General features: G+C 67.3%; 6 protein-coding genes and 1 pseudogene. 4 read left to right on the top strand and 3 right to left on the bottom strand.

Features of this window, described 5'->3' with window-relative positions; translation table 11 throughout:
• Positions 1-109: 109 nt before the first annotated feature.
• Positions 110-2871, bottom strand: a pseudogene (locus tag ACFVX4_RS37810) (Tn3 family transposase).
• 77 nt (positions 2872-2948) lie between these two features.
• A complete protein-coding gene (locus tag ACFVX4_RS37815; RefSeq protein ID WP_389986789.1) occupies positions 2949-3389 on the bottom strand; it encodes a hypothetical protein in 441 nt (146 codons plus the stop codon).
• A 1047-nt stretch (positions 3390-4436) separates the two neighbouring features.
• Here ACFVX4_RS37815 and ACFVX4_RS37820 point away from each other — a divergent pair.
• The 4 genes from ACFVX4_RS37820 to ACFVX4_RS37835 all read left to right on the top strand — a co-directional run bounded on the left by ACFVX4_RS37820 (position 4437) and on the right by ACFVX4_RS37835 (position 8186).
• The gene (locus tag ACFVX4_RS37820; protein ID WP_389986792.1) at positions 4437-5162 is read left to right on the top strand and encodes a FadR/GntR family transcriptional regulator; all 726 of its coding nucleotides are present in this window, start codon (positions 4437-4439) and stop codon (positions 5160-5162) included.
• A gap of 46 nt (positions 5163-5208) precedes the next feature.
• Positions 5209-6408: a CynX/NimT family MFS transporter gene (locus ACFVX4_RS37825; RefSeq protein ID WP_389986795.1), complete on the top strand. Its 1200-nt coding sequence runs from the start codon at positions 5209-5211 to the stop codon at positions 6406-6408.
• Positions 6405-7520: a hypothetical protein gene (locus ACFVX4_RS37830; RefSeq protein WP_389986798.1), complete on the top strand. Its 1116-nt coding sequence runs from the start codon at positions 6405-6407 to the stop codon at positions 7518-7520. Before ACFVX4_RS37825 ends, ACFVX4_RS37830 begins: the two co-directional genes overlap by 4 nt.
• Positions 7521-7877: 357 nt before the next feature.
• The gene (locus ACFVX4_RS37835) at positions 7878-8186 is read left to right on the top strand and encodes a transposase (RefSeq protein WP_389986800.1); all 309 of its coding nucleotides are present in this window, start codon (positions 7878-7880) and stop codon (positions 8184-8186) included.
• Between the two features lie 179 nt (positions 8187-8365).
• Here ACFVX4_RS37835 and ACFVX4_RS37840 read toward each other — a convergent pair whose 3' ends face one another.
• Positions 8366-8530 carry a hypothetical protein gene (locus ACFVX4_RS37840; RefSeq protein WP_389986803.1) on the bottom strand — a complete coding sequence of 55 codons (165 nt, stop codon included), beginning with the start codon at positions 8528-8530 and terminating at the stop codon, positions 8366-8368.
• Between the last annotated feature and the right edge of the window lie 787 nt (positions 8531-9317).

Here is a 9317-nt window from a genome sequence, read left to right on the forward strand (position 1 = left end):
CCGCCACGCCCTCCGCCGGTGTTACGGCTCCCGGCACCCTACGAGCCGGTGACCAGTGCAAACGTCACCGCCGGGACAGCCCCAGCGGTGACGGGTCACCGCACCGGGGTCACACCTCTTCGGCCGCGTCCGGGTCGCGCAGCGGGCGCAGGCCGCCCGGCAGTTCGGGGAGCTGGAACGAGTACCGGCCGAGCATGTTGACGTGGTGCCGTATGAACGGGGAGAGGCGGGCCACGTCCTCGTCGCGGACGTCGAAGCCGTCCGCGCGCAGCTGGTTCACCGCGGCGTCCATGTACCGCGTGTTGAACAGCACGAGCGCGTTGAGGACCAGGCCCAGGGCGCCGATCTGGTCCTCCATACCGTCCTGGTAGCGCTGGTAGAGCTGCCCGGCCTTGCCGTGGAAGATCTTCCGGGCGAGCGCGTGGCGGCCCTCCTGGAGGTTGGCCTGCACCTTGATCTGCCGCCGGTAGCTGGGCTCGTCGGCCAGGCGCAGGATGTGCAGCGTCTTGGCGATCCGCCCGTAGTGGGCGATCGCGTCGCCGAGCGGGGTGGGGCGCCCGTCCCGCGACAGCATGCGGATGACGCCGTACGCACGCACGGCCCCGGTGTGGATGGACCCGATGATCCGCAGGATGTCCTCCCAATGCCGCTCGACCCGCGCGAGGTCGACCCGGCAGCGGGCCGCGTCCTGGAAGGCGCCGTAGTCGGCGGCCCGGTCGATGCGCCACATCTTCTGGTCCGGCAGGTCCGCGAGCTGCGGCGCGTACGCGAACCCGGCCAAGGTGAGCAGGCCGAAGACGATGTCGGAGTACGAGGCGGTGTCGGTGACGATCATCTCGGGGCGCTTGCCGCCGTCGCGGTCGTAGAGGACGTCCAGCACGTACAGCGAGTCGCGCGGAGTGCCGGCCACCACCTCCCCGCCCAGCCCCGCCGCCTGGTCATTGATCATGTTCAGCCAGGTGGCCCCGCCCCGGCGCCCGAAGTACTTCGGGTTCGGCCGCGCATAAACCGACGGCACCGGGACGACGAACCGCATGCCGTCCACCGAGGCGACCAGACCCCCGCCCCAGGCCTGCGCGAGCGGGATCACCGCCTGGTGCTCGATCAGGGTGGCGTTCGCCGCCCAGTACGTCGCGAGACGCAGATACGTCTGGTCGACGTGGGACAGCCGCCCGTACTTCAGCGCGTCCCCGGCCCCGATGACCGGGGTATAGCCGACGTTGTACCCATGTGCCACCAGCAGCGCGGCGATGGTGACGTGCAGGTCCTTCAGCCTCGCCTCACCGCCGGTGACCGAGGTGAACGCCTGGTCGGCACCGGTCCACGAGAACACCTCCAGCAGCGCCTCCGGCAGGTCGACGCGGGGCAGCATCGCGTTCACCGCGGCACGCAACTCCAGCAGGGAGGCCGGTTCGGGCTCCGGCTCCAGGGCGGCGAAGTGCAGCCGTCCGTCGTCGTCGAACATGATCTGCGAGTTCGCCAGCACCCGCCCGGCCACCTCACGGTAGGTGCCGTCCAGCAACGCGGCCCGCGCCGCCAGGTGCTCGCCCGCCTCCGCGGGCAGCGCGAGCGACGCCAGCACGGTCGGCTTGGCCTGCTCCCACGCCTCCCCGTCCAGAAGCTTCGCACGGCCGTACGGTGCCGAACTGGGTGACCAGCTGGGTCCGCCATGCCTCGTCCGCGTCGGAGTCGAGCGGCGGGGTCAGCTCGAACAGCGCGGCGATCGCGGCGGCCAGCTCGTGCCGCGGCACCACCTGCTCGATCCGCTCCCACATCGAGTCCAGCGTCTCCACCTCGGGCGGGGTGACCTCCCCGGTGCCGGTGTCGACCTGCTCGGACGTGGTGTCGAACACGATCTGGAAGGCGGCGGCCAGCTTCGCCGACGCCCGCTCCACCCGCGGCAGGCTCTTCAGCTTCTCCTTCGCCGTCTCCCGCTCCGCGCGGGCCAGCAGCTTCGTCGCGATGAGCACTTCGAGCAGGTCCAGGGCGTCATCGACCGCGCGGGTCGTCAGGTAGACCGCGGTCGCCAGCAGCGTCGCCAGGCGCCGGGAGTCGCCGTGCCGGCGCAGCAGCGACGCCTTGCCGTCGATGCCGTACCGGGACAGCTCCGCCAGCCGCCGCGGCGGTATCGCGGACACGTCCACCTCGCCCATCCCGAGATCGGAGACCTCCGCCGCCCGCTCCGGCGCCCACTTCATCCGGGGCCCGGAGATCCGCACCGGTCCCCGGCGCAGCCGGTCCAGCTCCGACAACCCGGGCGCCCGGCGGCACCGTCAGCAGGGAGTCCAGCACCGCCCGCTGACCGGTGCTCAGCACGCCGTAGAGGCTGTCCCACAGCCGCTGGTTCGCCGCCTCTCGCACGGACGCGACCAGCCGGGCCAGCGTGGTCACGCCGGGCAGCAGCACCCGCCGCTCGCGCAGCCACCCCGTCGCCGCGTCGAACAGCGCCTTCGGGCGCTCCCCGGTCGTCCAGGCCCGCGCGTCCACCCACGCCCGCAGCTTCGCCTCCGCGTCGGCGAACTCCGTGTACTCCAGGAGCTTCCGCAGCTCCCACATGTGCTCGAACCGGGATTTCTCCCGTTCGCCGTACGCCTTCAGCACCGAGGCGTCCGCGATGCCCAGTTGCTCGGCGAGGTAGTCGACGACTTCGGCCGGCACGTCGGTCGGGTCGTCCAGGAACACCCCGAGGTAGCGCACGGTCGTCAGCTGTACCGCGAAGCCGAGCCGGTTGTGGGACCGCCGTTTGGACTCGATCAGTTCCCGGTCCGCATCGTCCAGGAAGAAGAACCGCTCCAACCCCGTACGCGACGGCGCCCCGTCGTACGCCGCATAGCTTGCGGCCTGCTCATCCGTCAGAAACTCGACCGGCACTCCGGACCTCCAGACAGCCAGTGATCAACACGACTGCCGAAGGCTCCGCCTCCGCCGAACCCCAGGTCAAAGCGCTCTCAGGCGCGCGAAGGGCTTAGCGCCAGTTTTCGTTCCGTTGTTCCTCGCCCTCCTTCCTCGACGGCACTGGGACGGGCCAGAGCGAGTAGTTCTGCGAGCAGCGGCAGCCCCATCGACAGATGCAGCACCGCCTCCACCACTCCCGGCTCGGTCACGCCCCGGGCGGCCAGCAGCGACCGTGTCTCCGCCTTGGTAAAGACCTCCAACGGCATGTCCGCCACCTGCGCCCGCAGCGGCGCCCACTCCCGCTCCGCGAGCTCGTCCCGCCCGGCCAGCACCACCATTACGTTTGCCGGCACCGGACCAAACTCTTCCTCCAGCAGACTGAGCAGCCAGCCGTCCAAGTACCGGCCGGTCTGCTCCCACGTGTCGATGAACAGCACCACCCACTGGTGACGCCCGCACAGACGCTCCAGCTCCGCAACGAACACCCGGCTCAAACCGGCCTCATCACCCCCACGCCCACGTCGCTGCGCCCGGGCCCAGGCCCCGGACCGCAGCCGATCCAGCCCCTGGGCTGCGGCATCCGGGTTGGCCATCGCCGTCACTACGCCAGCCCCGGGAACCAGTGACGCCGCCCCCAGCGCGGCCTGCGTCACTATCCGGCTCGACACCGAGGCCTCTGCTTCCGCCGGCACCGGCTCGGCGGGAGCGCCCTGTCCCATTTTTAAACCAGACGGAATCCAGTACCGAGAAGCGGATCAAACGGGCGCACAGGTCGGTACCCGGAAGGCCGTGAAGGCGTGTGTAAGGTGCGAATCAGCCCGAAGGTTGGTGGCCGCACGAGCGACTTAGCACGATAATCCGTCCCTAAACGCCCTCTCGGTGGGTGTTTAGGGACGTTCAGTGGTGATGTGTCGCTAATGAGGTAGGACGACTTTCGGGGTGATTCGCCCCTTAAGGGCGCATTCGTGCGCTCCAAGACGGCGAGCGGGCTGCCCGTTTTGTTCGCACATGTTGCTCGAATTCTGTTTGGTCTAGCAACGGGATGGAAACTCCCGATTAGTCGGGAGCGCCCGAGTGTTTCAGGTCATGTGCGTGGTCACAAAACTGTGCAAACTGTCTGAAAATGGCCCGCAGAAATCAACATCAAACGCCCACTGACACCTCGGCCGGGCCGCTGTTCGTGCTCGTACATGGCGTTCTGCGCCCAGGCCGTATCGGCCATCGCAGGCGGCGTGAACCCGGTCAGACTATCGCCGCAGCGCTCCAGCAGTCAGTCCGTCGTACCGGACGGCGCGAGCGGCCACAGGCCTGACAACAAGTTCGATTCATCGGGCATGCGTTCATGAATCCCGTTGCGACGCCGAACCCCTGCGAGGGGCCGGCGCTGCCGCCGGCCCGGCCGCGTGGGCACGTTCCCGTGTGCCTGGCTGGGCGCCGAGAGGTGTACGTCGACCACACATCGCGCGATGTGACAAGGGTCACCTTGCCGCATTGGAGGCGTCATGTGTTTACCTACAGCTGTCCAACATTTGGAGGTTTGCATGGAGGGGTTGAGAGAGCCGCGCCGCGCCGCGACCCTGTCCGCCCAGGCCGCTGATCAACTACGGGAGCAGATCGCCTCCGGCCGCTGGCCGGTCGGTAGTCGCATACCTCCCGAACACGAGTTGGTCGCGATTCTCGGAATCAGTCGCAACACCGTGCGAGAGGCCTTGCGCGCTTTGGTGCATCTGGGCCTGCTGGAAGCCCGTGCCGGAGACGGCACCTACGTCCGGGTCGCCAGCGAGTTGGAGGCAGTGCTGGTGCGCAGGGCGGCAACGGCACACCTGTCCGATGTCTTCGAGCTGCGCGCGGTATTGGAGGAGCATGCTGCGGGGCTGGCCGCGCAGCGTCGGACGAGCGCAGACGTGAAGCGATTGCGGGAGCTGCTGCACAAGGCGCAGGAGACCAACTGTGCCGGTGAGATGACCGCGTTGGCTGACGTCGATGGCTCATTCCACCTGGCGGTGGTGGAAGCCGGCGGGAACGGGTTGCTTGCCGAGGTCTACAAGCACTTGGGCAGCGCGCTGGCCGCAGTGGTCGCCGGGCTGACCTGGGGCAGGGATATCGCCGCCGAACACGACCACTGGCACACCACCCTCGTAGAGGCCATTGCGGCGGGAGATGCGGTGACTGCCCGCTCCGCCGCCTCCACGCTCGTGCGGATCAGCCGTCGCGCCGCGCTGGGGCAAGAGGGGGTGCATGAGCGTGACTGTTCCGAAAGGCGCTGACGCTCCCGGGGTCGAATCCGACGGTCACCAGGGCGGAGCGCCTCGCGTGGGGTTGCTCCTGGTTGGGATCTTGCTTGTTGCGGCGAATCTGCGGGCGCCGCTGACAGGTGTCGGCTCGGTGCTGCCGATGATCGAACACGACACCGGCTTGTCCAGCACCGCGGCAGGACTGCTCAACGCTTTGCCACTACTGGCTTTCGCGGCCACGTCACCGCTGGTGGGCAGGAGTGCGCAGCGCCACGGAACCGAGCGTGTCTTGTGGATCGCTTTGCTGGTGCTGACGGTCGGCATTGTGCTGCGCTCGCTGCCAGGCGTGGTGACCTTGTTCGCCGGCACCGTGGTCATGGCAGCAGCGATTGCCTACGGCAACGTGCTGCTGCCCTCGCTGGTCAAGAGCACTGTTCCCGAACGGCGGATCGCCGCAGTCACCGGGCTCTACGTCACTGTCATGGGGTTGATAGCCGCGGTCTCCTCCGGGGTGTCCGTGCCCCTGGCTGACCATCTTCCCGGAGGATGGCATACCGCGTTGGGCTGCTGGGCGGTGCTGGCGCTACTCGGGGTCCTGGCCTGGGCACCGCAACTGGCCCGTCGCCGGCCCGTAACATCCACCGCCCCCGGAGCGGGGCAGGCGCATACTCTGTGGCGTTACCCACTGGCCTGGCAGGTCAGTGCGTTCATGGGACTGCAGTCCCTCGGTTTTTACACCACGATCGCGTGGTTGCCCAGCATCGTGCACGACCACGGCGCCTCCGAAGGCGCCGCCGGCTGGCAGCTGTTCCTGCTCCAGGTGACCGGTCTGGTCTCCAGCAGTACTGTGCCGATACTCGCCCGACAACTCACTGACCAACGGCTGCTGGCCGTCAGCGGTTCATTGATGTGCGCCACCGGATACCTGGGGCTGCTCCTGGCCCCCGAGATGGCGACCGCGTGGAGTGTGCTGATCGGCCTTGGCGGCGGCGCCTGCCTGGTGTTGGCGCTGACGTTCCAAGGCCAGCGTGCGGCCGACGCGTCCCAGGCCGCCGCGCTGTCCGGCATGGCCCAAAGCGTCGGCTACCTCCTAGCCGCCGTTGGGCCCTTGCTGTTCGGCTCAGCCCACGACCTCGCCGGTGGGTGGACTGTCCCGCTCGGCTTTCTTGTCGCGCTGACCCTCGTTCAGGGCCTCTTCGGCCTTGGAGCTGGTCGCGCCGTCCGCCTCCCGCAATCAACGACCGACCAGCTGGCACCGGAAAGGATTCGATCCGCATGAACGGAACGACCTGCTTCAGTTACTTGGACACTCCCATGGCAGCACCGCTGTCCATCACCGAACTCATGCCCGGCGCCTATAACGTCATGGAGTACACCGCCGTTGCCGCCGGCGAACAGGTGCTGATCCTGACGGAGAACTCGGTGGACCCTGTGGTGGTGCAGGCACTGGCGGCAGCAGCCGCCTATCGCAACGCCGAGGTGCACGTTCTGGCCGTTCCCCCGTTCAGCGCGGGTGGCTGGGACTCCGAGCGGCCATCACCAATGCTGTCGGCCATCCACGCCGAGGCTGATGTGGTGCTCTCCTGCACATGGTGGGGTGAGGTGCACAGCGACCGCTTGTTCTTCGACGAGGTTGCCAAGCGCAAGGCCCGGTTCCTCTCACTGCACCAGACCGCGACCGCATCGGCTCTGGCCACCGGTGCCCGCTTCCCGCTGGAGCTGTATTTCGCCTTGGAAGCTAAGGCGACCGCACAACTCGCCGCAGCCAGCGAGATCCGGGTAACCACCGCTGCAGGCACCGATGTGACCTTCCGTGACTTCGCCACCAGTGGCCATCACGCTCCTCTCATCGCTGGAATGTGGCGGCCCTTCCCTTACGGTGGCGTCAACTTCTACCCCAACCGCACCGACGGGCTGCTGGTCATCGAGGAGTCCACGGTCACCGGCACACCGGCCGAGCCCACCACGATCGAACTCACCAACAACGTGGTAACAGCGATCGAGGGCGCGACCGCCGCCACCGAGCTACGTCACTATTCACCAAGGGGCTACTACCTGCGGCACGCCCTGATCGGACTCAACCCGAAAGTGCGCTCAAGCGGTGGCACCCAGTTCGAACGGGAGAAGCACGCCGGTGCGTTCTACCTTGGCCTGGACGCCCTGACCGAGGAGGGGGAGCCTGACCGTAGCGGGCCAGGACACGCCCACTGCGACTGCCAGTTCGACAAGCCGACCATCACCATTGACGGCACACCCTTTATAGAAGACGGCCGCCTCCGCCTTCTCGAAGATCCCGAAATCCGCGAACTGGCCGCATGGTTCGGTCCCGCCGATGTGCTCCTCGATTCCAATCCCCGAATGGTGCTACCTGCCAGATACACACGGTATTAAGTAACCCCCTGCGGTAGCCCCAAGACATTGTGCATGGCTACCGAGGCTGAACTCTTGTCCGCGTCGACGTCCAAGGAAACCCAACTCGTCCTGGACGCCCTAGACATGGGCCTTGGGGAACGCGACCGCGAGGGCCACCCCTCGCGGTCGCTTTGCTGGCCGGCCTGACGCCCCTTCAACCAAACAAGCAAGAACATGCAGCTCGGGTGACCACTGCCCGGCACGAAACCAACACCGCCGAATTGCGATTCTCGTGCTCTGCCCGTGGGCCCGTGCGTAGCGCCCAGCTGAGGTGATCCCCGTGGTGTGGACACGCCTGACAATGGATCTTGTTGATCCTGGAAGGTGTAGATCCACGTGGCAAGGCCCTCGAAGTACAGTGCGGAGTTCCGGTCCGACGCGATCGCGTTGTGGCGGGCTTCGGCCGACAGGCGGGCGTTCAAAGACGTCGCGGCCGATCTGAACGTCACCCCCGAGACATTGCGGACCTGGGTGCGTGACGCCGGCGGCCTTCCGGGTGCCTCCAGCGCGTCGCAGGACACTGCGGCCGAGCTGGCCCGGCTGCGGGCGGAGAACGCCAGGCTGGCCAAGGCGGAGAAGGAATGGCAGCTGGAGCGGGAGATCCTGCGCCGGGCAGCGGCGTATTCTGCCCGGGAGATGAAGTGAAGACCGCCGCTTGGGACTTCGTCGCCGCCCACGCCGAGATGTTCGGCATCAAGCGGATATGCCGGGTGCTGGAAGTCTCCCGCTCGGGCTACTACCGGTGGATCGCCGACGCCCCGAGGCGCGGGCGGAGCGGCAGAGCGCACCGGGGTACCCGCCAAGAGGCGGGTACCCCGGTGTATTCAGTTTGTCCTTGCTTCTGGGCTTCTGCGGATCCGGCGTATCGCGTCGACGACGAACGAGGCGGAGCCCACCGCGAAGATGACGGCAAGTGCGGTGTTGTCCTGGATGGCGAGAGCGACGGCCAGGGTGGCCGTGACAGTTGCCGCCACGACTTCGGCGGTCAACGCGAGACGGTGTCTCGCTCTCTCAGTTGGTTGTCTCAACACCGGCGTGTCCAGATGGTTGGAGGGATGGGGAAGTAGCTCGACCCGAAGCGTGTCACGCCAGTGATGATGGTCGTGCACTGGCTTTGTACACGACAGTGAGCAGCGTTTTGACAGCAGTTCGGGAGGCGCTGCGGAGGCTGGCCCGCGTCGAATGTTCACGGCTTTGAGTAGCAGCTCGGGGGCCGTAGGCGAGGTCGGCGGTCTGCCGCTTCCAGAGGGGCTGGGCAAAAGCGCTGGCTACGGGGGCAGGTGGTCGGTCGTGGCGGCACCGTTGCCGGGTGCCAGACCCGTGGTCTGTGTTGCTGATCAAAGCCGTGAACATCGATATCGCCGCCGTGCAGGCGCCTCCCGCAACGGTGAACAACTGCTGACGCGAGTCGTGAACAAAGCCACGCTTGAGCTGCGCGAACACCCCAAGTGTGATCCGCTCGGCGGCGCTTCAGCCTCCGTCAGGTGAAGCCGTTCAACATCAAAGAAGAAGTCAGCACCCACAGGGGCGGTGTCTCGATCACCGGCTCATCGTAGAGCCTGTTCCGAACGTCTGGTGAGCCCAGCCCCGGCGAGCGGCCTTCCCGGGCTTCGCTTATCGCCTACGTGAAGATCGTTTGGCTGAAGCCCTTGGGTGCCTTTCGCGGAGAGACGGCCGCCTGCGGGACTGTAAAACGATCGGTGTAACTCCTGATCAAGGAAGATGCATCGATGACCAGTGAGAACGTGACCGAGGCCGAGTCCGTCGAGCCGTCCG

It is taken from the genome of Streptomyces sp. NPDC058240 (assembly GCF_042882135.1).
GTDB lineage: Bacteria > Actinomycetota > Actinomycetes > Streptomycetales > Streptomycetaceae > Streptomyces.

Excerpts from the sequence above, each read along its gene's own strand:
- ACFVX4_RS37830 (WP_389986798.1), top strand. The coding sequence starts at position 6,405 with ATGAACGGAACGACCTGCTTCAGTTACTTGGACACTCCCATGGCAGCA.
- ACFVX4_RS37820 (WP_389986792.1), top strand. The coding sequence starts at position 4,437 with ATGGAGGGGTTGAGAGAGCCGCGCCGCGCCGCGACCCTGTCCGCCCAG.